Consider the following 26,187-nt stretch of genomic DNA (forward strand, 5'->3'; position numbering starts at 1 on the left):
AGCCCAGCCGCACCGGTCAGCCGAGGGCCCGCGCGGCCTCCGGGAGCCCTTCCAGCTCGGTGAGCGCGGCCTCGCGCGCGGTGACGAGTGCGGCGGCCAGCCGCTTCGCGTCGGCTCTGGCGCCCGCGTCGATCTCGGACCGCGACACCTGCGCGGAGTGGCGCAGATGGTCGTGGACCAGTTTCAGGAAGAGCCGGTCGAAGGCCGAGCCCTCGGCCGCTTCCGCCGCTGCCAGGTCCTGTTCCGTCACCATGCCGGGCATGTCGTGGCCCGCGTGCACATCGGTACGGGGAAGCCCCATCCGTACCAACAAGGCTTTCAGGCGCTTGAGTTCGGACTCCTGGCCACTGCGCAGGCGGTCCGCGAAGGCCCGCAGCCGGGGCTCGGTGGCGCGGTCGGCGGCGAGGGCGAGCAGGGCCACCGCCTTCTCGTTCATCGGGGTCATCAACTGCACCCAGGCGGCGTCGGTGGAGGGGGCGGAGGCGGTCTTCCGTACGGCGGAGGGGCCGGGCGCGGGGTCCGTGGCGGGGGAGCAGCCGGCCGACGCGGTGAGGACCAGCAGGGCCGACAGGCACAGCGCGACGAGGGGCCTGGCCGGGGCGGAGCGGTTCATGAGGTGTCCTGTGACCGGGCGGAGGGTGCCGCCCCGGAGCCTGTGCCCGGGGCGGACACCGGCGGACAGCCGGCCTGCACATCACCGGCACATCACTGACGCATCACCGGAGCTTTCCTGACGGAGGCTCAGGGGGTGCCGTCGAAGCCGCACTTGACGATGGCGTTGATGCAGTCGCGTACGCGCTGTGCGAGCTCCTCCTCCGGCCATACGTTGAAGAAGTCGCCGTGCATCGTGTAACCGGCCCCCGACGCCAGCCGGAAGCGGGCCGGGTCGCCGTTGACCGGATAGCGCAGCACCTGGCGGAGCTTGGGCACCGGTACGGGGTGGGTCGACGGGCAGGCACCGGCGACCGGGTAGGCCATGTGGCTCTTGTGGTCGGCCGAGTCGAGATCCGTACCGTTCCAGCACTGCGGGAAGTCCAGGTAGGACTCCAGCATCGTGCCGGGCGGACAGTTCACGAAGTCCTGCGAGGGGTCGACGTGACCGGCGTGCAGGCACGACCACCGGGCGATGGTGTTCTCCTGCGGCCCGGCCGCTTTCGCGTTGCCCGCCACGATGCGCAGGCCCCGGGGGAAGGGCTGGATCTGCCGGATGATGTCGTCCCTGACCCCTTCGCCCAGGTAGTAGAAGGTGGTCCCGGTCGGCTCCACCTCCCGGTCGCCGTCGTACAGGGTGGGCACCCAGTACGAGGAGAGGTCGGTCTCGGGCGAGCAGCTGGTGCGGCCTTTCTCCAGCGACTCCAGGTCCGAGTTCCCGTTCGTGGTGTCGTTGCCGAAGAAGCTGTGCATGTGGGAGGCGCCCGGCAGGCCCGGGAAGACGATCGGGTCGTCGGGGGCCCGGTGGGTGAACGGGCACTCCGCGAGGAACTCGGCGACCCGCACCACATCGGCGGCGGCCCCGGGCGCGATCCCGGCGGCGGCGCGGTCGCCCGCCGCGTTGCCGATGTTGGCCTGGACGAGGGAGAGGGCGAGGGCAGCGGCGGCGAGCCCGGCGACTCTGCGGCGCCAGGAACGGGGGGATCGCCGACGGCGGTGTTCGCGACTGTTTCGGTTTCGGAAGAGCACGGCACTCCTGTTCGGAAGTGGGGGGAGATTTCTCGATCACGGTAGAGAGCGCTCTCTCATCGGAACGTAAGAGTGCTGCCTATGCATGTCAAGGGAAGGTGCGAGAACTGCAACGAGCTGCACAATGAAGGGACTTGAGGGGGTGGAGGGCAGGAGAGCGCTCTCCCTTTTCTGTCCTCGGAACGTGCCGTTCCCTGGCGTACGGGGAGGTGCCCCGCCGTTCCTGGAGTGACGGGAGAGGCCCCGGGGGCGAGGGCCGGGAAGCGCTGCCGGAGGATTGTCAGTGGTGGGCGGCAGGATGGTGGTCATGACGAACTCAGCCGCTGTGCTCGCCGATGCCGCCGCCTATGCCGCCGCGGTCGAAGAGGCATCCCAGGCCGCCGCCGCGTACTACGCCACGGGCGAGAGCACGCTCGACGACGACGCGTACGACCGGCTGGCGCGGGGGATCGCCGCGTACGAGGCGGACCATCCCGACGAGATACACGAGTCATCACCGACGGGGAAGGTGGCGGGCGGGGCCGCCGTCGGCGATGTTCCGCACACGGTGCCGATGCTCTCGCTGGACAACGTGTTCTCGGCCGAGCAGTTCGTGAGCTGGACCGCGTCGCTGGAGCGGCGGATCGGCAGACCGGTCGCCGCCTGGAGCGTGGAGCCGAAGCTCGACGGCCTCGCGGTCGCCGCCCGTTACCGGGAAGGCCGCCTGGAGCGGCTGATCACCCGGGGCGACGGCGCGGCGGGCGAGGACGTATCGCATGCGGCCGCCGCGGTCGTCGGACTGCCCGAGCGGCTGGCGGCCCCGGTCACCATCGAGGTGCGCGGCGAAATACTCATGACGAACGAGCAGTTCGAGCAGGGCAACGCGATCCGTACGGAGCACGGCGGCGCCCCCTTCGCCAACCCGCGCAACGGGGCGGCGGGCACCCTGCGCGCCAAGGACCGGGCGTACCGCGTGGAGACGACCTTCTTCGCCTACGGGGCACTGCCGCTCGCCGACTCCGGTGAGCTCGCCGAGACCCTCACCGAGCTGCCCCACAGCGAGATCCTCGCGTATGTCGCCGGGCTCGGCGTGCACACGGCCGCGGCCACGGAGGTGGCACCGGTCCGGGTGACCACGGCGGAGGAGGTGCAGGCCCGGGTGGACGAGATCGGCGCCCTGCGTGCCGTGCTGCCGTTCGGTATCGACGGGATCGTGATCAAGGCGGACCTCGCCGCCGACCAGCGCGAAGCCGGGTCCGGGACCCGGGCGCCGCGCTGGGCCATCGCCTACAAGCTCCCCGCCGTCGAGAAGATCACCCGCCTGCTCTCCGTCGAGTGGAACGTGGGACGCACGGGGATCATCGCGCCGCGTGCCGTCCTGGAGCCCGTCGAGATCGACGGATCGACCGTCGGGTACGCCACCCTGCACAACCCGGCGGACATCACCCGCCGCGATCTGCGCCTGGGCGACCAGGTCATGGTCTACAAGGCGGGTGACATCATCCCGCGCATCGAGGCGCCCGTCGCCCATCTGCGTACGGGGGACGAGACGCCGATCGAGTTCCCGGAGAGCTGCCCGCAGTGCGGCTCCGAGATCGACGCGAGCGAGCAGCGCTGGCGCTGCACCCGGGGCCGTGACTGCCGGCTGGTCGCCTCCGTCTCGTACGCCGCCGGGCGGGACCAGCTCGACATCGAGGGCCTCGGGGCCACCCGGGTCGTCCAGCTCGTGGACGCGGGCCTCGTCACGGACTTCGCCGATCTGTTCACCCTGGAGCGGGAGCAGCTGCTCGCCCTGGACCGGATGGGCGAGACCTCCACCGACAATCTCCTGGCGGCCATCGAGACCGCCCGCTCGCGCCCGCTGTCCCGGGTCTTCTGTGCCCTGGGCGTACGGGGGACGGGGCGCTCCATGTCCCGCAGGATCGCGCGGTTCTTCGCGACCATGGACCACATCGTCGCCGCCGACGCCGAGTCGCTCCAGCGGGTCGACGGCATCGGCAAGGAGAAGGCCGCGGCGGTGGTCGCCGAGCTGGTGGAGCTGGCCCCGCTGATCGAGAAGCTCGTCCGGGCCGGGGTGACGATGACGGAGCCGGGTGCCACCCCGCCCCCGGAGCCCGGCACGGAGGAGCAGGAGGGCGCGGGGGCCGGTGCGGAGCTGCCGCTGGCGGGGATGAAGGTGGTGGTCACGGGGGCGATGACCGGGGCGCTGGAGAAGCTGTCGCGCAATCAGATGAACGAGCTGATCGAGCGGGCGGGCGGGAAGTCGTCCTCCAGCGTCTCCGCGCGCACCAGCCTGCTGGTGGCGGGGGAGAAGGCCGGGTCGAAGCGGACCAAGGCGGAGGAGCTGGGCCTCAGGATCGTGGCGCCGGAGGAGTTCGCGGAGCTCCTCGCGGACTTCCTCACGGGGAAGGCCGCCGAGGTCGGGGAGGTCGCGGAGGCCATGGAGACGGTGAGCGTGGTGGCGGCGGTCGTGACTGCCGAAGCGGCGGCCGGTACGGCAGCGGCAGCCGTGGGGGCGGCGGAAGCTGTGGAGGGCGCGGTGGTCGTGGAGGGCGCGGTGGTCGCGGGGAGTGCGACGGTTGTGGACGAGGCGGTGGTCGTGGAGGGCGCGGTGGTGGTCGAGGAGGCGGAGGCCGTGAAGGACGCTGAGGTGGTGAAGGACGCTGAGGTGGTGAAGGACGCTGAGGTCGTGAAGGTCTGAGGCAGCCCGGGGGTGCCTTGGAATCGGGAGGGAAGTGGCTTTCCCTCACCCGGTATTGCATAGTGAGGGCTTGGTCATGCCTCGCTATCAGCGGGCCGATGGGTGCGTGGACGGCTGCGGACGGCCGACCGGGGGTGAGGGGCGATGCGTTCTCCGTACGACGGACAGCGACACGGCCGTGCCGTCCCCCTGCCGGGCCGCCCCGGCGGCGAGGACCGTGACCCTCCGGCCACGTTCGGGCCCGGCCGGTCCGGTGAAGGACACGGCCCGCCCGACGACGGACACGGACCGTTCGGCGAGGGACCCCGCCCGCCCGGCGGAGGTCCCGCACCGCTTCGTGACGGAAGCGGGGCCGGGAGGTCCGGGACCGGGCGTGAGCCCGGGGCGCTCCGGGTGCGCCACGGACACCGCCGGCTCGGCGGCAGGACCGTGGCCGCCCGGGGACTCGCCCTGGACCTCGGCAGCTCCCGCACCCGGGCCTGGGTGCCCGGCCACGGCCTGGTCGCCGACCCGCTCCTCGGCCGCGCCCCCGACGGGGATGCCGAGCGGCCCGTCCGGCGCGGGCGCATCGTCGACCCCGAGTCCTGCGGACGGCTCCTCGGCCGCATCGCCGACGCGGCCCTCGGGCCCGACCGTACGGACAGTGTGATCGTCCTCAGCCACCCCGTCCTCGCCGGGGCCGTCCACCGCAACGCCGCGCGGGAGCTGCTCGCCGGGCTGGGACCCACACGCGTCCTCGTCCTCAGCAGCGCCCGGGCCGCCGCCGCGTACGCCGGACCGCGCGACGCCGGTCCCCTCCTCGTCGTGGACATGGGCGCCGAGCTGACCGAGGTCACGCTCCTCGTCGGCGGCCGGATCGCGGACGCCCGGCAGGCCGAGACCGGCCTCAGCGACCTGGACCCGGCGACGCTGCCCGCCACCCTGGTCGGTACGGTCCTGGACATGGTGAAGTCCATGTGGCGGCAGGACCGGCACGGCGCGATCCGGGGCGCCCTGCGCAAGGGCCCGGTCCTCGCCGGTGGCGGAGCGCTGCGCCCCGACGTGACCGACCGCATCGCGCGGTGCCTCGGCACCCCCGTGCGGCTGGCGGACGACCCGTCGACCACCGTCGTGCGCGGCGCGGGACAGATCCTCAGCTCCGTGCTCCGCCACGGGGTGACGCCCGCCGTCCTGCCCGGCCGACCGAGGTGACCCCGCACCCGGGGCCGCCCCGGGGGAACGCACTCCGGCCGAGGCCGACCGATACGGCACAGGGCTCGCGGCGCATGCTGGCCGTGCTGCTCCTCGCCGTCCTCACCCTGGCCGGTGGCGCCCCCGCAGCGGGCGCGCTCCCCGTCGGGGTCCTCAACAGCCTCTCGCTCGCCGTGGCGTACACGCCGCAGGCCCCGGCGCCCGCCCCGCAGACCGACCGGACCGTCCACCCCGGCTCCCCCCACCCCGATCTCCGGCGCACCCGCACGGCCCCGGCCCCCGCGGGTTCCGGCGCCGGTGGCCGTACCGCCCGGGAGCAGCAGCCCCGGGCGCGGACCACCCCCGCGCAGCCGTACACCTCGACCCTGTACGAGCGGTCGCCGGCCGCCGATCCGAGCACGCACACCCCCCGGGCGGGCATCGGCCGCGCCCACCTGACGGGGCACGCGCCCCCGCCCTCGTACGAAGGGCTGCTGCCCGGCGCACCCGGTCCGGTCGTGCCGTACGGCCCGGCCGAGCGGGTCGCCGTGCCTTCCGCCGGAACGCCCTCGGGGCGCGAGGGCGCCCTGCCCGGCGTCCGGGGTCCTCCGCGCACGGCCGCCGGCCCCTCGGCCGGTCATCCGTCCCGCTCTGCCGTTCCGGCGTCGCGTCCTCGCTGAGGTGAGGGCGGCCGACGCCCCACCGGAGGATTCCCATGACTCGCGCCACCGCGGTGCGAGCGGTTCTGGCTGTCGCCGTGCTGCTCGTCTCCGTCTACATCTCGCTGACCATGTCACCCAGACTCGGCCTGGATCTCCAGGGCGGCACCCGTATGGTGCTCCAGGCCAAGGACTCCGCCACCGTCAAGGCGGACCGGGAGACCACCGACCGCACCCTGGAGGTCCTGCGCCAGCGCGTCGACTCCCTCGGGGTCGCCGAACCCGTCCTCACCCGCTCCGGCGAGGACCGGATCATCGTCGAACTGCCCGACGTCCAGGACCCGCGCCAGGCCGCCGCCGTGATCGGCCGCACGGCCCAGCTCAGCTTCCACCCGGTCCTCGGCGCCTTGCCACCCGGCGCCGAACCCGAGGCCAAGCCCGAAACCGGGGAAAAGCGGCTGCTCCTGCCCGACGAACAGGGCGTGCAACTCGATCTCGGCCCCACCCAGCTCTCCGGGGCGGGGGTCAAGGACGCCACCGCGGCCTTCGACGCCCAGCAGGCGGGCGGCTGGACCGTCTCCCTCGACTTCCACAAGGACGCCGGGAAGGGCTGGACCAAGCTCACCGGTGAGGCCGCCTGTCACCCCGCCGGGGACGAGCGGCGGCGCGTCGCGATCGTCCTGGACGAGAAGGTCATCTCCTCGCCCCAGGTCGACCCCTCGGTCGGCTGCCAGGTGGGGCTGCCCTCCGGCGGCACCCAGATCACCGGCTCCTTCACCGCGAAGGAAGCCCGCGACCTGGCCCTGCTCATCAAGGGCGGCGCCCTGCCCGTACCCGTCGAGATCGTCGAGCAGCGGACCGTCGGACCGACGCTCGGCGCCGCCGCCATCGACGCCAGCGCCCAGGCGGCCCTGATCGGCGCCGCCGCCACCGCGCTCTTCATCACCGTCATCTACCGCCTCTTCGGCGCGCTCGCCGCCGTCGCCCTCGCCGCGTACGGGGTGATCTCGTACGCCGCACTCGTCGGCCTCGGCGTCACCCTCACGCTCCCCGGACTCGCCGGGTTCGTCCTGGCCATCGGGATGGCGGTCGACGCGAACGTCCTGGTCTTCGAACGGGCCAGAGAGGAGTGCCAGGCCCAGCCGAAACCCACCCTGCGCTCGGCCCTGACCACCGGGTTCCGGAAGGCGTTCAGCGCGGTCGCCGACTCGAACATCACCACGCTCCTCGCCGCCGGGCTGCTGTTCTTCCTGGGCTCGGGTCCGGTCAAGGGCTTCGGTGTCACCCTCGCCATCGGGGTCATCGCCTCGATGTTCTCCGCGCTGGTCATCGCCCGGGCGCTCACCGAGATCGCGGCGGGCTCCCGCTTCGTCAGCGACTACCCGGGCGTCAACGGCATCGCGCGCCCCGGCGGCGTACGCACCTGGCTGATCCGCAAGGACCCCAAGCTGTTCCGGAAGCCGGTCCAGTGGCTCGTGGTCTCCGCCGTCCTGGTGGCCGTCGCCGTCGGCGGGATCGTGGTGCGCGGGATCGACCTGGGCGTCGAGTTCACCGGGGGCAGGCTCGTGGAGTACTCCACCAGCCGCCCGGTCGACGTCGAGACCGCCCGTTCCACGCTCGCCGAGGCCGGGTTCGGTGACGCCGAGGTCACCACGGCGGGCGACGGCGACATCTCCGTACGCACGGGCAAGCTCGACAACGACGGGGAACACGCCCTGCGAACCGCACTGGCCACCGAGGGAGGGGAGACCACGAAGGTACGGGACGAACTGATCGGTCCGAGCCTCGGCGACGAGCTGCGACGGAACGCGCTGATCGCCCTGGCCGTCGCGGTGCTCGTGCAGCTCGCCTATCTGGCGGTCCGGTTCCGCTGGACGTTCGCCGTCGGATCGGTGGTCGCGATGGTGCACGACGTGGTCATCGTCGTGGGCGCCTTCGCCTGGCTGGGGCGGCCCGTGGACGGCATCTTCCTGGCCGCCCTGCTCACCGTCATCGGCTACTCGGTCAACGACTCGGTGGTGGTCTTCGACCGGGTCCGGGAGCTGTGGGGCGCCAACCGGAAGACGCCCCTGCCCACCATCGCGCGCCGGGCCGTCCTCCAGACCGTCCCCCGTACGGTCAACACCGGGATGGGCGCCCTGTTCATCCTGGTCGCCCTCGCCGTGCTGGGCGGCGACTCGCTGGCCGACTTCGCACTGGCCCTGCTCATCGGCATCGTCGTGGGCACCTGGTCCTCGGTGTTCACCGCCGTACCGGGCGCCATCGTCCTGGAACGGACCACCAACGCCCCGCCGCCCGTCCCGGGGAAGACGAACCGGCGCGGCCGCGCACCCCGGCGGGACCTGGACGACAACGGGGCCCGCGTCTGACACCCGTACACGAGGAAACCGTCCGTCCCCCCGCTCCGGGTTCCGGGGCGGGGGGACGGACGGTGGCTACGGCAGGCGTTCGCGCAGATAGGCCGCGGTCTCCCGGTCGGCGGGGAGGAACGTCTCGATGGCCAGCTCCGCCACCGTCACGTCCATCGGTGTGTTGAACGTGGCGATCGAGGCGACGAACGACAGCACCCGGTCGCCGTGCTCGATTACCAGAGGGAGGGCGAACGACGGCGTACGCTCCCCGCTCGGATCACCGGCTCCCCGGTCCGCCACCGGGTAGGCGGCCACCTCCTCGTACAGGGCGCGCAGCTCCGGCGACCGTACGAGGGCGATCTGACGTTCCATCTGCGCCAGCAGATCCGCCCGCCACTCCGGCAGGTTCCGGATGCGCGGCGCGAGCCCCGCCGGGTGGAGCGTGATCCGCATGGCGTTGAGCGGCGGGGTCAGCAGCTCCTCGGAGACCCCCTCCATGAGCAGGGCGATGCCCCGGTTGGCGGCCACCACGTCGTACGTGCCGTCGACGACGAGCGCGGGATACGGCTCGTACCCTGCCAGCAGCCGGTCCAGGCCCTCGCGCAGCGACGCCAGCGCGGGGGCGTCCAGCGGGGTCTGTGCGTAGCGGGGCGCGTAACCGGCCACCACGAGCAGGGCGTTGCGCTCCCGTACGGGGATGTCCAGGTGCTCGGCCAGGCGCAGGATCATGTCCTCACTGGGGCGGGCGCGGCCCGTCTCGACGAAGGAGATGTGCCGGGCCGAGGAGTCCGCGCGCAGCGCCAGCTCCAGCTGGCTGATCCGCCGCCGCTCGCGCCAGCCGCGCAGCAGCGGCCCCACTCCCGTGTCGGGGGAGACAGTCGTCATGCGAAGACCGTAACGTCACCGGCGGGCCGGGGAGCCGCGTACCCCGGGACCGAACCGGCCGGACGTGCGCCCGGCCCGACATCCGACACCCACGTCCACACCCACGGGAGCCGTGCCATGTCCGCCGAACCGCTGTCGAAGACCGAGACCGAACACCGGCTGGAGGCGCTGCCCGGCTGGGCGCTGGAAGGGGACCGGATCACCCGGACCTACCGGCTGCCCTCGCACGTGGCCGCCGCCGCGCTGACCGTCCACATCGCGCGGATTCAGGAGGAGCTGAACCACCACTCCGATCTGACGCTCGGGTACAACACCGTGGCCCTGTCCGTCCACACGCACGACGCGGGCGGCGCGGTCACGGCGAAGGATCTGGAGCTGGCCACCCGGGTGGAGGCCGCCGCACCGGCCCACGGAGCGGAGTAGCCGGTACGGGAGGCCGTACGGGAGACCGCCTGGTGCTCCGACGGCCCGGGCGCTCCCGGCTCAGCTCACCCGGTCCGGACCGCTCCCGGTTCAGCTCTCCCGTCTCCGCTCGCTGGTCCGGGCCCTCCCGGCTCAGCTCACCAGCCCGAAGCGTGGATTCGCGGCGAGCCACCGTGCGTAGCTCGGGCTGCGCAGCACCGCTTCCTCGTACGCCGCGCGGGTCTGCCCGGCCACCGCCACCGCCGCGGCGTCGGCGGCGGGGGAGTGCGGGTGCCAGCCCAGCAGGTGGCGCCAGCTGAGCGGCGCCCCGGCGAGCGGCCGGGTCACCAGGCCGGGGACCGGCGGGAACGTCGCCCGGCACAGGCCGATCGCCCGCCCGACCTGCACCAGGTGGACGACGGACGAGGTGTCCGTCTCGTACACGGACACCGGGGTGAAGCCCGCCCGCGCGCAGGCCGCCGCGAAACAGTCGGCGAAACAGCCGTCCCCCGGCACATCGGCCCAGCACTGGTCAGCGAGCGCGGCGAGGTCGAGCTCCTCCTCACCGGCCAGCGGATGGTCCTCCGGCAGCATCACGAAGACCGGGTCCACCCCCACCACCTCCCAGACCAGCCGGTCGGCCAGCGGTGGCGGGCTCTCCCCGCAGGTGCCGATGAGCGCGAAGTCGAGGCGTCCGTCGATCGTCAGGGCGGCGATCTCGTCCACCGACCACGCGGTGTACGTGGTGACCGGCGCCTGCGGGTGCGCCGTGGCGATCCGGTCGACCAGACCGCCGAGCAGCGGGCCGTGCGTACCGCCCAGCCGGAACCGCTCCAGCGGACCGGTGGCGTTGGCGAACCGCACCGCCTCCGCCTGGAGTTCACTCACCGCGGGCAGCACCACCCGGGCCCGCTCCAGCACCAGTTCGCCGAGCGGAGTGGCGCGGGCGCCCGTGTGGTCACGGTCGAAGAGCGTGCCCCCGAGGGCCTTCTCGATCCGCCGCAGCTGGGCGCTGAGAGCGGGCTGGGCGAGGCCCAGCGTGGCGGCGGCCTTGGTGAGGCTGCCGGTGTCGGCGATGGCACGGACGGTTCTCAGATGGCGCAACTCCAGCTCCATAATGGCAAGTTATGGCCACCGGCCCGCCCCGGCAATATGTCGGTCACTCTTCGGTCCGGGCAATGTTTCCGGCCTGTACCCAGTCTGTACCCCGGTCTGTCCCTCCGGCCCGCACGGGCCGGAGGGACCAGCTCCGGTTCAGCCGTGCCAGGCGCCGTCCCGCGCGGCCTCGTGGGCGAACGCGGTGAACTCCTTCGCCTCCCGCCCCAGCACCCGCTTCACCCCGTCCGTCGTCACGGAGTTGTGGCCGTCCAGCAGCCCCGCGAACAGCTCGGCCAGGAACCCCGCCTCGGGGCCGGACACCCCGTACCCCTCCAGCACGTCCGCGTACGCGGCGGCGCTCACCGGCACGTACCGCACCGGCCGCCCCGCCGCCCGGCCGAGCTCCGCCGCCGCCTCCTCGAACGTCAGGCTCCGGGGCCCGGTCAGCTCGTACACGGCCCCCGCGTGCCCGTCCCCGGTCAGCGCCGTCACCACCACATCGGCCAGGTCGTCGATGTCCAGGAACGGTTCGGCCGTCGACCCGGCGGGGAAGACCAGCTCACCCCCGAGCACGCTGTCCAGCAGGGCACCCTCGCTGAAGTTCTGCGCGAAGAACGCCGACCGTACGACGGTGAGCTCCACCGCCCCCACCGCATCCCGCAGCGCCTCCTCGGCCACGGCCGCCTGCGGTTCGCCGCGCCCCGAGAGCAGCACCACCCGGCGGAGCCCGCTCGCCGCCGCGAGCCGCCCGAAGGCCGCCATCGCCGCGGGCGCACCGGGCACCGCGAGATCCGGGTAGTACGTGATGTACGCGGCCTCCGCACCGGACAGCGCCGCCGCCCAGCCCGACTCGTCCTGCCAGTCGAAGCGCACCCCGCCGGTACGCGAACCCGCCCGGACCGGCACCCCCAGCGCCGTCAGCCGCTCCGCCACCCGGCGGCCGGTCTTGCCGGTACCGCTCGTCACCAGAACCGTTCCCACGGCCCTCACCTCTTCCTGTCCGCTTTTCCGGCCGCATTTCCGTCCGCCGGGGGTGCCGGTGTCCGTGCCGACCGGCCGCTTCGTATACGGCTTCTCCGTCATGTTTTTCTCCGCCCTCCGTCTTCGGCCGTCCGTCTTCCGGCAGGTCTTCCGGCCTGGCTCCAGACTTCCGGGCGCCGGACACCGGGAACATCGTCGAGAAGCTCAGCTCCCTCCGTCTGCGTCCAGACGGCGCCCCGGTCCGGCCCGCCCCCGCCCACCCGCGTCTACGCTGTCGCCCATGGACGCTCTCGCCGGACTCCTGGACGGACCCCGGGCCCGGGGCGCCTTCCTCCTGCGCATGGTGATGGAGCCGCCCTGGGCGGTCCGGGTCGCCGACCGGGCCCCGATCTGCCTGATGTCGGTCACCCGGGGAACGGCGTGGATCGTCCCCTCGGAGGGGGCGGAGCCGGTCCGCCTGGACCCGGGTGACATCGCGGTGGTGCGCGGCCCGCACCCGTACACCGTCGCCGACGCGCCCGGCACCGAGCCGCACGCGCTGGTCGGGCCCGGCGGCCACTGCACCACCCTGCACGGGCGGCCGCTCTCCCAGGAGATGCTGCTGGGGGTACGGACCTGGGGCAACGCCGCCCACGGCGCCACGGCGGTGCTCGTCGGCACCTACCTGATGGACGGTGAGATCAGCCGCCGGCTGCTCGACGCCCTGCCGCCGCTGCTCCGGCTCCCCGCCGACCGGCGGACCGGGCCGCTGCTGGACCTGCTCGACGCGGAGATCGCGCAGGACGAACCGGGGCAGCACGTCGTGCTGGACCGGCTGCTGGACCTGCTGCTCATCGCCGTGCTGCGCGGCTGGTTCTCCCGGCCGGGCGCCGAGGCCCCGGCCTGGTACCGGGCCATGAGCGACCCCGTCGTCGGCGTGGCCCTCCGGCTGCTCCAGAACGACCCGGCGCACCCCTGGACCGTCGCCTCGCTCGCCGCCCGGGCCGGGGTCTCGCGGGCCGGGCTCGCCCGCCGCTTCACCGAACTGGTCGGCGAGCCCCCGATGGCGTACCTCACCGGCTGGCGGCTCGCGCTCGCCGCCGACCTGCTCCGGGAGAGCGACGCCACGGTCGAGGCGGTGGCCCGGCGGGTCGGCTACAGCGCCCCGTTCGCCTTCAGTACGGCGTTCAAGCGCGTCCGGGGAGTGAGCCCGCAGGAGTACCGCGCGACCGGAGACGGGGGCGAGCCCCCGGCCCGCACCGGTTTGCCGGAACGGCAACGTAACTTGCCCACGGGCTGACCTGCGGCGAAGGTGGCGCCATGAGCAGCCACGCCGGACACGGCCACCACGACAGCCACAGCGACCGGGACGCGCACGTCCACACCCACGGACCGGGCGCGGCGGGCGCCGGTACGGAGTTCGACTGGAACGTCATGGGCCCGATGCTGGAGCAGGAGGCCGAGCTCAACAGCGGGCCCTACGAGGAGGCGGCCCGCTGGATTGCCGCCCTGCCCACCGCGCCGGAGGTGCGCCGGGTGCTCGACATCGGCAGCGGTCCCGGCGTCGTCACCTGTCTGCTGGCCGAGGTGTTCCCCGAGGCCGAGGTCGTCGCCGTGGACCCCACCCCCGCCCTCCTAGAGCGTACGGAGGACCGCGCCCGGCGCCTCAGCCTGAGCGGCCGCGTCCGGACGGTGGAGGCCGAACTCCCCCAGGACGCCGACCGGTTGGGCGAGGCCGATCTCGTCTGGGCCGGTAACTCCCTGCACCACATGGGCGACCAGCGCGCCGCCCTCACCCGCTTCGCCGGACTCCTGCGCCCCGGCGGGACCGTGGCGCTCCTGGAGGGCGGGCTGCCCACCCGGCGGCTGCCCCGGGACCTCGGCTTCGGACGGCCCGGACTGGAGGCCCGGATGGACGCGGCCTCCGCCGCCCGGTTCGACCGGATGCGCACCGAACTCCCGGACGCCAGGCGGGAGACCGAGGACTGGCGGGCCCTGATCGAGGCGGCCGGGCTGACCCCGCAGGGCACCCGCACCTTCCTGCTCGACCTGCCCGCCCCGCTCTCCGGGCCTGCCCGCGACCATGTGGTCACCCGGATGACCCGGGAGGCCGAGGTCCTCGGCGAACTGCTCGACGCCGAGGACCGCGCCGTACTGGACCGGCTGCTGGACCCCGAGGACCCGGCCGGGCTCCACCGGCGGCCCGACGTCCACCTGCTCTCCGCCCGCACGGTCCACCTCGGCCGCCGTGACTGAGGGACCGGTCTGCGACTGAGAGACCCGTCCGTGGCTGAAGGACCCGTCCCGGGTATGGGTCAGGACGGCGGTACCGGCTCCAGCCGCCACCACTGGAAGGGGGAGTCGGTGTCCTCCCACTGCTGGACCGTGCCGCCCTCCTCGGCCGAACGGTCGGCGACCTCCATGACGAGCCCGCTGATGAAGCTCACCAGCGTCACCGTCCCCGGCGCCTCCAGGTGCTGTTCGATCAGCCACTCCTGGGCGCCGAAGTTGTTGGCCTTCCACTGCTGGATGCGGACGCCGTTCTCCGTGTCGGCGTTGGCCACGTCCAGCCGCTTCCCGCTGTGCGCGTTGACCAGGTGGTAGAGGGCCGCGCCCTCGTGCACCGGGGACACCAGCCACTCCTGGGCGGCCGTCCCGTCGTCCTTGCCCTGCTGGACCCGGGCACCGCTGCCCTTGGCCGCGCCGTGCACCTCCAGCACCAGGCCGCTGCCCACATTGCGCAGACGGTATGTGCCCGCCTCGACGACAGGCGCCGGATCGCTGCTCATTGCTCTGTTCACTCCCGGGACGTGGGGCTGTGGACCGACGACGGCGCCCCCACCGCCGTGACGGTGGGGGCGCCGGGGGCACCTGGCGCTCAGGCGCCGAGGTTGAACTCCGCCGGGTCCGGGCCGAGCCGCTTGCCCTCGTCCAGCGCCGCGAAGGCGGCGAGGTCGTCGGCGTCCAGCTCGAAGCCGAACACGTCGATGTTCTCCTCGATCCGCGCCGGGGTCACGGACTTCGGGATCACGATGTTGCCGGTCTGGAGGTGCCAGCGCAGGACCGCCTGGGCGGGGGTGCGGCCGTGCTTCTGGGCGATGGCGACGACCGTCGGCACCTCCAGCAGGCCCTTGCCCTGGCCCAGCGGCGACCATGCCTCGGTGGCGATGGAGTGCTCGGCGTGGAAGGCGCGCGCCTCGGCCTGCTGGAGCTGGGGGTGCAGCTCGATCTGGTTGAGGACGGGGACCACGGAGGTCTCGTCCAGCAGCCGCTTCAGGTGCTCGGGGTGGAAGTTCGACACACCGATGGCCTTGGCCCGGCCCTCGGCGTAGATCTTCTCGAACGCCTTGTACGTCTCGGTGTACGCGTCCTTGGCCGGAACCGGCCAGTGGATCAGATACAGGTCGACGTAGTCCAGGCCGAGCTTGTCCAGCGAGGCGTCGAACGCGCGCAGCGTGCTGTCGTAGCCCTGCTCGCTGTTCCACAGCTTCGTGGTGACGAAGAGCTCGTCACGGGCGACACCGGAGGCGGCGATGGCCTTGCCGGTGCCCACCTCGTTCTCGTAGATCGCGGCGGTGTCGATGGACCGGTACCCGGACTCGATGGCCTTCGCGACCGCCTTCGCCGCCTCGTCGTCCGGCACCTGCCAGACACCGAAACCGAGCTGCGGCATGTCGAGGCCGTTGTTGAGGGTGATGGAGGGGACCTGGCTCACGAGCGGTCGATCCTAACGTCGTCGGTTGGTACTCCGTACGACAACGAGCGGGCGGGCCCAGGCATTCCCGCCCCGGGCACGGTCAGTGGTAGAGCGCGTCGACCTCGACCGCGTACGCCGTCTCGATCGCCCGCCGCTTCAGCTTCAGCGAGGGCGTCAGCAGCCCGTGCTCCTCGGTGAACGGATGGGCCAGAATCCGGAACGTACGGATCGACTCGGCCTGCGACACCGCCGTGTTGGCGGCCACCACCGCCCGGCGGACCTCCATCTCCAGGTCCGGATCGCGCACCAGGTCGGCGGGGCCGAGCGGGGTACGGCCCTGCATGGAGAGCCAGTGGTCCACGGACTCCTGGTCGATGGTGACCAGCGCCGCGATGTACGGGCGGTCGTTGCCGACGACGATGCACTGGGCGACCAGCGGATGGGCCCGTACGCGCTCCTCCAGACCGGCCGGCGACACGCTCTTGCCGCCGGACGTCACCAGGATCTCCTTCTTCCGCCCGGTGATCGTCAGATAGCCGTCCGCGTCCAGCGCGCCGAGGTCCCCGGTGGCCAGCCAGCCGTCGTCGAGCGCGGCCCGGGTGGCGGCCGGATTGCCCAGATAGCCGGAGAAGACGTGGGGGCCGTACAGCCAGACCTCGCCGTCGTCCGCGATGTGCACCGAGGTGCCGGGGATGGGCTGCCCGACCGTGCCGTAGCGGGTGCGCTCGGGCGGATTGGCGGTGGCGGCGGCGGTCGACTCGGTCAGCCCATACCCCTCGAAGACGCCCACCCCGGCGCCCGCGAAGAACAGGCCGAGCCTGCGGTTCATGCCCGAGCCGCCCGACATCGCGTGCCGCACCCGGCCGCCCAGCGCGTCACGGACCTTCTTGTACACGACCTTGTCGAAGAACTGGTGCTGCACCCGCAGCCCGGCGGACGGCCCGGGCCCGAGCCCGAACGCCTTCTGCTCCAGCGCCTCGGCGTACTTCACCGCGATGTCCACGGCCTTGTCGAACGGCCCGGCCCTGCCCTCCGTCTCGGCCCTGCGGCGGGCGCCGCTGAACACCTTCTCGAAGATATGGGGCACCGCCAGGATGAAGGTGGGCCGGAACGTCATCAGGTCCGGCATCAGCGCGTTCGCCGACAGCTCCGGCTGATGGCCCAGCTTGACCCGGCCCCGTACCGCCGCGATCTCCACCATCCGGCCGAAGACGTGCGCCAGCGGCAGGAAGAGCAGGGTGGCCGCCTCGTCGCCGGGCCTGGAGTGGAACACGGGCTCCCAGCGGGCGACCATCGTGTCGCTCTCGAACATGAAGCTCGCGTGCGTGATCACGCACCCCTTGGGGCGGCCGGTCGTGCCCGAGGTGTAGATCACCGTGGCCACGGAGTCGGGCGTCACCGCGCGCCGGTGCCGGTGCACGACCTCGTCGTCGACCGCCCGGCCCGCGCCGACCAGCTCGTCCACCGCACCGGCGTCCAGCTGCCACAGCCGCTTGAGGCGCGGCAGCCGGTCGATCACCGAGCCGACGGTCATCGCGTGGTCCTCGTGCTCGACCATCACCGCCACCACCTCGGCGTCGTGCAGCATCCAGTGGACCTGCTCGGCGGAGGAGGTCGGGTAGACCGGCACCGACTGGGCCCCCACCGACCAGACCGCGAAGTCGAAGAGCGTCCACTCGTACCGGGTACGGGACATGAGGGCGACCCGGTCGCCGAACCTGACCCCGTGCGCGATCAGCCCCTTCGCCAGGGCCAGCACCTCGTCGCGGAACGCCTCCGACGTCACATCCCGCCACTGCCCGTCCGCGTCCTTGCGGCCGAGCGCGACCCGCCGCGGGTCGTGCTCGGCGTAGTCGAAGACCACATCGGCCAGACCGCCGACCAGGGGCGCCGCAGCCAGGGGTGGGACAGTGAATTCACGCAATGACCTGCTCCTCGTGGCGCTCCGCACAGCGCCGCGACGCTACCCCAACCGGGGGCCCGGCGGGAGGGCCCGAGCCGCCCGCAAAACGGGCCGTCCCCAGAGGTCAACCGTCGAAATCCGGCCAGAAGGGCAAGGCTCGGGCGTACTTCTGCCGGAGGAGTGAGCGGCTCGCGGTCACATCTCCACCGAATCCGCCCCCCGAGGGCACGCACGGCTGCTTCCGGGCCCGGAGGCCCCTGCTCGGGCCCGGCCTCAAGGCTCCCGTCCGGTCCGGGAACTCACGCCCGGCCGCCGGACGGCCCCCGAGCTCACTCCCGGCCGCCGATGCCCCGGTGCAGCCGGTCCCCGCCCGCCAGGATCGCCCCCGCCAGCGCGTCCGCCGCCTCCTGTGCCGCGCCCCGGCGCTCCCCGTGCAGCAGGACGAAGTCGACCCCGCCCGGCTCCGGCAGCCCCGCCCGCGCCGGAACCGGTGCCAGCCCCGGCGGGATCAGCCCCCGCGAGTGCACCATCACACCGAGCCCCGCCCGCGCCGCCGCCACCAGGGCGCTCAGGCTCGTACTCGTACACGCGATCCGCCAGGCCCGCCCGTGCTCCTCCAGCACCTCCAGGGCGCGGGCCCGGGTGATGCCCGGCGGCGGGAAGACGATGAGCGGCACCGGGCGTTCCGGATCGATCCGCAGCCGCGGCGCGCCGATCCAGTCCAGCGTGTCCCGCCACACCGGCTCGCCGTGGCTGTCGCCGGTCCTCCGCTTGGCCAGCACCAGATCCAGCCTGCCCGCCTCCAGCTGCCGGTGCAGGGTCCCGGAGAGCTCCACCGTGAGTTCCAGTTCGACGTCCGGGTGGTCGCGGCGGAACGACTCCAGGATCTCCGGCAGCCGGGTCAGCACGAAGTCCTCACAGGCCCCGAAGCGGAGCCGGCCGCGCAGCCGGGTGCCCGCGAAGAAGGCGGCGGCCCGCTCGTGCGCCGCCAGGATCGTCCGGGCGAAGCCGAGCATGGCCTCGCCGTCCTCGGTCAGGTCGACCCGGTGGGTGTCCCGCGCGAACAGCTGCCGCCCGGCCGCCTCCTCCAGCCGCCGCACGTGCTGGCTCACCGTGGACTGGCGGATTCCCAGCCTGCGGGCGGCCTGGGTGAAGCTCAGGGTCTGGGCGACCGCGAGGAAGGTACGGAGCTGGGCGGGGTCGTAGGAGGTGTCCACGTACCCACGCTAACGGCCCTTATCGCGTTCCGTGATGACAGTCAGAGAGGTGTGAGGGATTCCCGATCGCCGCATGGGAGGCAGGATGGTGGGGCACTGCAGGAAGCCCGAAGCCGCCCACGCGCCGCAGAGAAGCCACAGGAGCACATGAGCCGCCGCCGCACCCTCGCCCTGCCGTCCTGGCTGCCGGTCGACGCGTACATCCTGGCGCTGGTCGGCACGGTCGTTCTCGCCGCGCTGCTGCCCGCACGCGGTGCCGCCGCCGATGTGGCGGGCGGGGCCTCCACCGGGGCGGTCGCCCTCCTCTTCTTCCTCTACGGGGCCCGGCTCTCGACGGCCGAGGCGCTCGACGGGCTGAAGCACTGGCGGCTCCACCTCACCGTCCTGGCCTGCACGTTCGTCGCCTTCCCGCTGCTGGGGCTGGCCAGCAAGGGCCTGGTGCCGTACGTGCTGACGCCCGAGCTCCAGGCGGGCTTCCTCTTCCTGTGCCTCGTGCCCTCGACGATCCAGTCCTCGATCGCCTTCACCTCGATCGCCCGGGGGAACGTGCCCGCCGCGATCTGCGCCGGGTCCTTCTCCAGCCTCACCGGGATCTTCCTCACCCCGCTGCTCGCCGCGCTCCTGCTCGGCTCCGCGGCCGGCGGGTTCTCGGCGGACTCGCTGCTGAGGATCGTGCTCCAGCTGCTCGTCCCGTTCCTCGCCGGACAGTTCCTGCGCCGCTGGGTCGGCGGTTTCCTGACCCGGCACAAGAAGGTGCTCGGCCTGGTGGACCGCGGCTCGATCCTGCTGGTCGTCTACACCGCGTTCAGCGAGGGCATGGCCGCCGGTGTCTGGAGCCGGGTCACCCCGGCCAGGCTCGGCGCCCTGCTCGCGGCCGAGGCGGTCCTGCTGGCCCTGATGCTCGCGCTGACCTGGTACGGGGCGCGGCGGCTCGGCTTCGGCCGGGAGGACCGGATCGCCATCCAGTTCGCCGGGTCGAAGAAGAGCCTGGCGGCGGGGCTGCCGATGGCGAGCGTGCTGTTCGGCGCGCACGCGAGCCTCGCCGTGCTGCCGCTGATGCTCTTCCACCAGATGCAGCTGATGGTCTGCGCGGTCATCGCGAAGCGCCGCTCGCGGGACCCGGAACCGGCACAGGACGATCGGCCCCGGCGACAGGACCCCGTACCGACCGCCTCCTGAGAGGGGTGAAGGGGCCAGGCCCCGTCACCCGTCCCGGACCCCCGCCTCCAGCGCGATCCGGTGCTCACCGGCGTACACGTTCATGGACGGACCCCGCAGGAACCCCACCAGCGTCAGCCCGCTCTCCGCCGCCAGGTCCACCGCCAGCGAGGACGGCGCCGAGACCGCCGCGAGCACCGGAATCCCGGCCATCACCGCCTTCTGCGCCAGCTCGAACGAGGCCCGCCCCGAGACCAGCAGCACCGCCCGCGACAACGGCAGCCGCCCGTCCGTCAGCGCCCGGCCGACCAGCTTGTCCACCGCGTTGTGCCGCCCCACGTCCTCCCGTACGTCCAGGAGCTCGCCCGCCTCGGAGAAGAGGGCCGCCGCGTGCAGCCCCCCGGTCCGGTCGAACACCTTCTGCGCGGCCCGCAGCCGGTCCGGGAGCGCGGAGAGCAGCCCGGGAGTGATCCGGACCGGGGGAGTGTCACCGACCGGGTGGCGGGTGGTGGTGCGTACCGCGTCCAGGCTGGCCTTGCCGCACAGGCCGCACGAGGAGGTGGTGTAGACGTTCCGCTCCAGCGTGATGTCGGGCACCCGGACCCCGGGCGCGAGCTTCACGTCGACCACGTTGTACGTGTTCACGCCGTCGGCACTCGCCCCGGCGCAGTAGACGATGGACTGCACCTCCCCGCCGTCGGCGATCACGCCCTCGCTGACCAGGAACCCGGCGGCCAGCGCGAAGTCGTCACCGGGCGTGCGCATGGTGATGGCCAGGGGTTTCCCGTTGAGCCGGATCTCCAGGGGCTCCTCCGCGACGAGCGTGTCGGCGCGGGAGGAGACGGCACCGTCCCGGATACGGAGGGTGCGGCGGCGCTCGGTGACCCGTCCCATGAGGCTGAACCCGATTCTGTCGGTTGCGGAGCTGGTGGCCGTGGCTGCGGCCGGAGCCTGGCCCCGTCATTGTCCTGCACACGCATCGCCCTGTCCCGGCACGGGAGCAGCACGGGGGCGGGGCTGTTGTCAATGCTCCAACACGCGGGCCGGATTCCTGTGGGATCACGTGCCCCCGTACCGGGCGGTAGCCACCAAGACTGGGTCTTTCCTGCCCTACGCCAATGATGGGAACCCGTATGACCGGCTCACGTGTCGTGGCGCTCGGCCACTATCAGCCAGCCAAGGTGCTCACCAACGACGATCTGGCGGCCATGGTCGACACGAGCGACGAGTGGATCACGAGCCGGGTCGGTATCAAGACCCGGCATGTGGGCGGCCCCGACGAGCCGGTCGACGAGCTGGCCGCGCACGCGGGCGCCAAGGCGCTGGCCGCCGCCGGCCTCCAGCCCTCGGACATCGATCTGGTCCTGGTGGCCACCTCCACCGCGATCGACCGCTCCCCGAGCATGGCGGCCCGGGTCGCGGCACGGCTCGGCATGGGTTCGCCCGCCGTGCTGGACATCAATGTGGTCTGCTCCGGCTTCACCCACGCCCTGGCCCTCGCCGACCACACGATCCGGGCCGGAGCGGCGACCCGGGCGCTGGTCATCGGCGCCGACAAGATGGGCGACATCGCGGACTGGACCGACCGCACCACCTGTGTCCTGCTCGGCGACGGGGCGGGCGCCGCCGTCGTCACCGCCGACCCGGCCGCCCCCGGCACCCCGGGCGGCCCCGGGATCGGGCCGGTGCTGTGGGGATCGGTGCCGGAGATGGGCAACGCCGTACGGATCGAGGGGACGCCGCCGCGCTTCGCGCAGGAGGGCCAGTCCGTCTACCGCTGGGCCACCACCCAGCTGCCCCCGATCGCCCGGCAGGTCTGCGAGAAGGCGGGCATCGCCCCGGAGGACCTGGCCGCCGTCGTCCTGCACCAGGCCAACCTGCGGATCATCGAACCGGTCGCCCGGAAGATCGGCGCGGTCAACGCGATCATCGCCCGGGACGTGGTGGACTCCGGCAACACCTCCGCCGCCTCCATCCCGATGGCGCTCTCCAAGCTTGTCGAGCGCGGTGAGATCGCCTCCGGAGCGCCCGTACTGCTCTTCGGGTTCGGCGGAAACCTCTCGTACGCCGGACAGGTCATCCGCTGCCCCTGAGCGCTTCCCGGCACGGCCTCCGGATACCTCCCCGGCACCTTTGTCCTGGGTGTGGAGAAAGTTGGCATGGATTCCTGCTCAACTTCTTCCCCCTCGGGGAAAGCGCTGCTACGTTCCCCATCGAAAGCCCGACGGACTGGCCGGATGTGGCGGGGAGGGACGCGTGAGACGTATGACGGCACGGCCCGCGAACACGCATCAGGCGCGGCTGCTCCGGCTGCTGCGTGACGGGGGCCCCAACTCCCGTGCGCAGCTGGGCGATCAGGTCGACCTCTCGCGCTCCAAGCTCGCCGTGGAGGTGGACCGGCTGCTGGAGACCGGTCTCGTGGTGGCCGACGGGCTCGCCGCGTCCCGGGGCGGGCGCCGCTCGCACAACATCCGGCTCGCCCCCGAACTGCGCTTCCTCGGGGTCGACATCGGGGCCACCTCCATTGATGTGGCCGTCACCAACGCGGAGTTGGAGGTCCTGGGCCACCTCAACCAGCCGATGGACGTACGCGAGGGCCCGGTCGCGGTCTTCGAGCAGGTCCTGGCGATGGCGGCCAAGCTCCGGGCCTCCGGCCTCGCCGAGGGCTTCGACGGCGCGGGCATCGGCGTGCCGGGCCCCGTCCGCTTCCCCGAGGGCGTGCCGGTCGCGCCGCCGATCATGCCCGGCTGGGACGGTTTCCCGGTCCGCGAGGCGCTCAGCCAGGATCTGGGCTGCCCCGTCATGGTCGACAACGACGTGAACCTCATGGCGATGGGGGAGCAGCACGCGGGCGTGGCCCGCTCCGTGGGCGACTTCCTGTGCGTCAAGATCGGTACGGGTATCGGCTGCGGGATCGTCGTCGGCGGTGAGGTCTACCGGGGTACGACGGGCAGCGCCGGGGACATCGGGCACATCCAGGTGGACCCGGACGGCCGTCCCTGCGCCTGCGGCAACAAGGGCTGCCTGGAAGCCCACTTCAGCGGTGCCGCCCTGGCCCGCGACGCGGAGGACGCCGCCCGTGAGGGCCGCTCGCCCGAGCTCGCGGTCCGGCTGCGGGCGGTGGGACGCCTCACCGCCGCCGACGTGGCCGCCGCTGCGGCGGCCGGGGACGCGGCGGCGCTCGACCTGATCCGCGAAGGCGGCAACCGGGTCGGGCAGGTTATCGCGGGCCTCGTCAGCTTCTTCAATCCCGGTCTGGTGGTGATCGGCGGCGGGGTCACCGGCCTCGGTCACAACCTCCTCGCCAGTGTCCGCACCCAGGTCTACCGGCAGTCCCTGCCGCTGGCCACCGGCAATCTCCCCATCGTGCTGGGCGAGCTCGGACCCACCGCCGGAGTGATCGGCGCGGCCCGGCTCATCAGCGACCACCTCTTCTCACCGGCCTGATCACACCGGGCCCCCGCATCGCCCCGGCGCCCCGCGCCGACCCCGGCACCCCGCACCCGTCACCGTACGCACCACCGCCACCCGTCACCGTACGCACCACCGCATTGGTCAGGTACGCGTCACGTACCCCTGGTCAGCAGCCGCTCCCGGTGCCCGCTCCACGGCACCTCCAGCCCTGCGCCCCGCCCGTTCACCCGGCCCTTCCCGAACCCGCCCGGCAACCAACGCGACCGGGCAGGGAAGACCCCGTTCGCCGAGGGGATTCGTCATGGCACCAGAACCACCCCTGCTCACGATGTCCGGCATCACCAAGTCCTTCCCCGGCGTACGCGCCCTGGACGGCGTCGACCTGGAGGTCCAGGCAGGCGAGGTCCACTGCCTCCTCGGCCAGAACGGCGCGGGCAAGTCCACCCTCATCAAGGTGCTCGCCGGGGCCCACCAGCCCGACGGCGGCGAGATCACCTGGCGCGGCGAAGCCGTACGGCTCAAGTCCCCGATCGCCGCCATGCGCCGGGGAATCGCCACCATCTACCAGGAACTCGACCTGGTGGAAGGGCTGTCGGTCGCCGAGAACGTCTTCCTCGGCCATGAGCCGACCAGCGCCGGGTTCATCGTCCGTACGGGGGAGGGGCGTTCGGCGGCGAAGGCGCTGCTGGCCCGGCTCGGCCACCCGGAGATCGACCCCGCCCGGCCCGTCGGCTCCCTCTCCGCCGCGCAGCAGCAGATCGTCTCCATGGCACGGGCGCTCTCCCACGACGTCCGGCTCATCGTGATGGACGAACCGTCCGCCGCGCTCGACCCCGACGAGGTCGACAACCTCTTCCGGATCGTCGACGGCCTCACCGCCGACGGGGTCGCCGTCGTCTACATCTCGCACCGGCTGGAGGAGATCCGCCGCATCGGCGACCGGGTCACCGTGCTGAAGGACGGCCGGGCGGTCGCGGTCGGGCTCCCGGCCGCCGGTACGCCGACGCGCGACATCGTTGCCATGATGACCGGCCGCGATGTCGAGTACGTCTTCCCGCCCCGCCCGGAGGAGACCGCCGCGACCACCGCCGAACCCGTTCTCCGGGTCCAAGGGCTCTCCAGGGAAGGGGAGTTCGCGCCCGTCGACCTCGAACTGCGGCCCGGCGAGATCGTCGGCCTCGCCGGTCTCGTCGGCTCCGGCCGCTCCGAGATCCTGGAGACGATCTACGGGGCCCGCAGGGCGACCACCGGCACCGTCACCGTCGCGGGCCAGCAGCTGCGCAACGGCAGTGTCCGGGCCGCCGTCGCCGCCGGGATCGGGCTCGCCCCCGAGGAGCGCAAGGCCCAGGCCCTGCTGATGACCGAGTCCGTGACCCGTAATGTCTCCGTCTCCTCCCTCTCCCGGTTCGCCCGGCTGGGCTGGATCGACCGGGGCGGTGAGCGGCGGTCCGCGCGGGAGGCCACCCGTGAACTCTCCCTGCGGCCGGACAACCCGGACACGCTCATCCGCACCCTCTCCGGCGGCAACCAGCAGAAGGCCGTCCTCGCCCGCTGGCTGCTGCGCGGCTGCCGGGTCCTGCTGCTCGACGAACCCACCCGGGGCGTCGATGTCGGCGCTCGCGCCGAGCTCTACGCCGTGATCCGCAGGCTGGCCGACGACGGCCTCGCCGTCCTGCTCGTCTCCAGCGAAGTGCCCGAAGTCCTGGGCCTCGCCGACCGGGTGCTGGTGCTCCGGGAGGGACAGGTCGTGCACACGGCCCCCGCCCAGGAGCTCGACGAGCACCGCGTACTCGACCTCGTGATGGAAGGGAGCCCGACGCCATGACACAGCCCGCCCCGTCGGCACGGCACAACGGGCCGGACAAGGAAGACCCCACCGGCCCCGGCAGGGCGGGTGCCACCGCCCCCGCCGCCCCGCCCCCGGTGAAGACCGGTGGCGCGGGGCCCGCGCTCGGTCTGCGGCTCGACGTCCGGGTCCTGTCCCTGCTCGGTGTCCTCGCCGCCCTTGTCCTGGTCGGCGGCATCACCGAACCGGACGCCTTCCTGGACACCGGGAACCTCCAGCTGATCCTGACCCAGGCGTCCGTCATCGGGGTCGTCACCGTCGGCATGACCTTCGTCATCACCAGCGGCGGCATCGACCTCTCCGTCGGCGCGATGGTCGCCCTCGCCTCGGTCTGGGCGACGACGCTGGCCACCCAGGAGTACGGCTTCGCGGGCATCGCCTTCACCGCCGTGATCGTCGGCGTCGCCGCCGGACTGGTGAACGGCGTGCTCATCGCGTACGGGGGGATGGTCCCGTTCATCGCGACGCTTGCCATGCTCGCCTCGGCGCGCGGCCTCGCCCTCATGATCACCGACGGCAAGACCCAGATCGTCACCGTCGACTCGGTGCTGAGCCTGGGACTGCCGGACTCCTACATCCTCGGGGTCCCGCCGCTGGTCCTCATGTTCGCCGCCGTCACCGTCATCGGCTGGCTGATCCTCAACCGGACCACCTTCGGCCGCCGCACGGTCGCCGTCGGCGGCAACGCGGAGGCGGCCCGGCTCGCCGGGATCGACGTCCGCCGCCAGCGCCTCTACCTCTACCTGCTCTCCGGGCTGTGCTGCGGCATCGCCGCCTTCATGCTGATCGTGCTCTCCGGCTCCGGCCAGAACACCAACGGCAACCTGTACGAACTCGACGCCATCGCCGCCGCGATCATCGGCGGCACCCTGCTCAGCGGCGGTCGCGGCACCATCGTCGGCTCCGTCCTCGGCGTCCTGATCTTCACCACGATCACCAACATCTTCGCGCTCAACAACCTCCAGAGCGACGTCCAGCAGATCGCCAAGGGCGCCATCATCGTCGCCGCCGTTCTCGTCCAGCGCCGCACCCTGCGCGGCGCCGACACCTGACCAACCGCCTTACCG

Annotated in this window: 22 protein-coding genes; 12 read left to right on the plus strand and 10 right to left on the minus strand. The window is 72.8% G+C overall.

The annotated features are described in order from the left end of the window. Positions 1–16 precede the first annotated feature (16 nt). The gene (locus B7C62_31805; protein ARF76359.1) at positions 17–613 is read right to left on the minus strand and encodes a DUF305 domain-containing protein; all 597 of its coding nucleotides are present in this window, start codon (positions 611–613) and stop codon (positions 17–19) included. A 128-nt stretch (positions 614–741) separates the two neighbouring features. Then, positions 742–1,680, minus strand: a complete 939-nt coding sequence (locus B7C62_31810) for a hypothetical protein (GenBank protein ARF76360.1) — start codon at positions 1,678–1,680, stop codon at positions 742–744. 283 nt (positions 1,681–1,963) lie between these two features. Between B7C62_31810 and B7C62_31815 the strand changes: the two genes are divergently transcribed. The 4 genes from B7C62_31815 to B7C62_31830 all read left to right on the plus strand — a co-directional run bounded on the left by B7C62_31815 (position 1,964) and on the right by B7C62_31830 (position 8,558). Continuing rightward, a complete protein-coding gene (locus B7C62_31815; GenBank protein ID ARF76361.1) occupies positions 1,964–4,360 on the plus strand; it encodes a DNA ligase (NAD(+)) LigA in 2,397 nt (798 codons plus the stop codon). 483 nt (positions 4,361–4,843) lie between these two features. Continuing rightward, positions 4,844–5,551 carry a rod shape-determining protein MreC gene (locus tag B7C62_31820; GenBank protein ARF77462.1) on the plus strand — a complete coding sequence of 236 codons (708 nt, stop codon included), beginning with the start codon at positions 4,844–4,846 and terminating at the stop codon, positions 5,549–5,551. Between the two features lie 74 nt (positions 5,552–5,625). Beyond that, positions 5,626–6,210: a hypothetical protein gene (locus B7C62_31825; protein ARF76362.1), complete on the plus strand. Its 585-nt coding sequence runs from the start codon at positions 5,626–5,628 to the stop codon at positions 6,208–6,210. Between the two features lie 35 nt (positions 6,211–6,245). Continuing rightward, positions 6,246–8,558 (plus strand): protein translocase subunit SecD, encoded by a 2,313-nt coding sequence (locus B7C62_31830; protein ID ARF76363.1) that lies wholly within the window; start codon positions 6,246–6,248, stop codon positions 8,556–8,558. Positions 8,559–8,624: 66 nt separating this feature from the next. Here the strand turns inward: B7C62_31830 and B7C62_31835 are convergent, their stop codons facing one another. Then, complete coding sequence (locus B7C62_31835) at positions 8,625–9,425, minus strand: transcriptional regulator (GenBank protein ARF76364.1); 801 nt, start codon at positions 9,423–9,425, stop codon at positions 8,625–8,627. Positions 9,426–9,542: 117 nt separating this feature from the next. Here B7C62_31835 and B7C62_31840 point away from each other — a divergent pair, with 117 nt between their 5' ends. Next, positions 9,543–9,848 (plus strand): 4a-hydroxytetrahydrobiopterin dehydratase, encoded by a 306-nt coding sequence (locus B7C62_31840; protein ID ARF76365.1) that lies wholly within the window; start codon positions 9,543–9,545, stop codon positions 9,846–9,848. A gap of 132 nt (positions 9,849–9,980) precedes the next feature. Here B7C62_31840 and B7C62_31845 read toward each other — a convergent pair whose 3' ends face one another. Both B7C62_31845 and B7C62_31850 read right to left on the minus strand, forming a co-directional pair. Further along, positions 9,981–10,943 carry a LysR family transcriptional regulator gene (locus tag B7C62_31845; GenBank protein ARF76366.1) on the minus strand — a complete coding sequence of 321 codons (963 nt, stop codon included), beginning with the start codon at positions 10,941–10,943 and terminating at the stop codon, positions 9,981–9,983. A 138-nt stretch (positions 10,944–11,081) separates the two neighbouring features. Then, entirely contained in the window at positions 11,082–12,008 is a 927-nt protein-coding gene (locus B7C62_31850) for an NmrA family transcriptional regulator (GenBank protein ID ARF76367.1), read from the minus strand. A 178-nt stretch (positions 12,009–12,186) separates the two neighbouring features. Between B7C62_31850 and B7C62_31855 the strand changes: the two genes are divergently transcribed. After that, a complete protein-coding gene (locus B7C62_31855; GenBank protein ID ARF76368.1) occupies positions 12,187–13,185 on the plus strand; it encodes an AraC family transcriptional regulator in 999 nt (332 codons plus the stop codon). Between the two features lie 20 nt (positions 13,186–13,205). After that, a complete protein-coding gene (locus B7C62_31860; GenBank protein ARF76369.1) occupies positions 13,206–14,141 on the plus strand; it encodes an SAM-dependent methyltransferase in 936 nt (311 codons plus the stop codon). 59 nt (positions 14,142–14,200) lie between these two features. Here the strand turns inward: B7C62_31860 and B7C62_31865 are convergent, their stop codons facing one another. The 4 genes from B7C62_31865 to B7C62_31880 all read right to left on the minus strand — a co-directional run bounded on the left by B7C62_31865 (position 14,201) and on the right by B7C62_31880 (position 18,702). Next, complete coding sequence (locus tag B7C62_31865) at positions 14,201–14,674, minus strand: hypothetical protein (protein ARF76370.1); 474 nt, start codon at positions 14,672–14,674, stop codon at positions 14,201–14,203. Between the two features lie 89 nt (positions 14,675–14,763). Next, complete coding sequence (locus B7C62_31870; protein ARF76371.1) at positions 14,764–15,600, minus strand: oxidoreductase; 837 nt, start codon at positions 15,598–15,600, stop codon at positions 14,764–14,766. An 82-nt stretch (positions 15,601–15,682) separates the two neighbouring features. After that, on the minus strand, positions 15,683–17,482 hold the full coding sequence (locus B7C62_31875; GenBank protein ARF77463.1) for a long-chain fatty acid--CoA ligase: 1,800 nt from the start codon (positions 17,480–17,482) through the stop codon (positions 15,683–15,685). A 332-nt stretch (positions 17,483–17,814) separates the two neighbouring features. Then, positions 17,815–18,702: a LysR family transcriptional regulator gene (locus B7C62_31880; protein ID ARF76372.1), complete on the minus strand. Its 888-nt coding sequence runs from the start codon at positions 18,700–18,702 to the stop codon at positions 17,815–17,817. 147 nt (positions 18,703–18,849) lie between these two features. Between B7C62_31880 and B7C62_31885 the strand changes: the two genes are divergently transcribed. Continuing rightward, positions 18,850–19,881 (plus strand): bile acid:sodium symporter, encoded by a 1,032-nt coding sequence (locus B7C62_31885; GenBank protein ID ARF76373.1) that lies wholly within the window; start codon positions 18,850–18,852, stop codon positions 19,879–19,881. Between the two features lie 24 nt (positions 19,882–19,905). Here B7C62_31885 and B7C62_31890 read toward each other — a convergent pair whose 3' ends face one another. Beyond that, a complete protein-coding gene (locus B7C62_31890) occupies positions 19,906–20,754 on the minus strand; it encodes a sulfurtransferase FdhD (protein ID ARF76374.1) in 849 nt (282 codons plus the stop codon). Between the two features lie 239 nt (positions 20,755–20,993). Here B7C62_31890 and B7C62_31895 point away from each other — a divergent pair, with 239 nt between their 5' ends. The 4 genes from B7C62_31895 to B7C62_31910 all read left to right on the plus strand — a co-directional run bounded on the left by B7C62_31895 (position 20,994) and on the right by B7C62_31910 (position 26,172). Continuing rightward, positions 20,994–21,953 (plus strand): 3-oxoacyl-ACP synthase, encoded by a 960-nt coding sequence (locus B7C62_31895; GenBank protein ARF76375.1) that lies wholly within the window; start codon positions 20,994–20,996, stop codon positions 21,951–21,953. 172 nt (positions 21,954–22,125) lie between these two features. Next, the gene (locus B7C62_31900) at positions 22,126–23,307 is read left to right on the plus strand and encodes a sugar kinase (protein ID ARF76376.1); all 1,182 of its coding nucleotides are present in this window, start codon (positions 22,126–22,128) and stop codon (positions 23,305–23,307) included. Between the two features lie 268 nt (positions 23,308–23,575). Then, positions 23,576–25,099 (plus strand): sugar ABC transporter ATP-binding protein, encoded by a 1,524-nt coding sequence (locus B7C62_31905; protein ARF76377.1) that lies wholly within the window; start codon positions 23,576–23,578, stop codon positions 25,097–25,099. Then, a complete protein-coding gene (locus B7C62_31910; protein ID ARF76378.1) occupies positions 25,096–26,172 on the plus strand; it encodes an ABC transporter in 1,077 nt (358 codons plus the stop codon). Before B7C62_31905 ends, B7C62_31910 begins: the two co-directional genes overlap by 4 nt. Positions 26,173–26,187: the final 15 nt, after the last annotated feature.

Origin of the sequence: Kitasatospora albolonga (assembly GCA_002082585.1) — a bacterium.
GTDB lineage: Bacteria > Actinomycetota > Actinomycetes > Streptomycetales > Streptomycetaceae > Streptomyces > Streptomyces stephensoniae.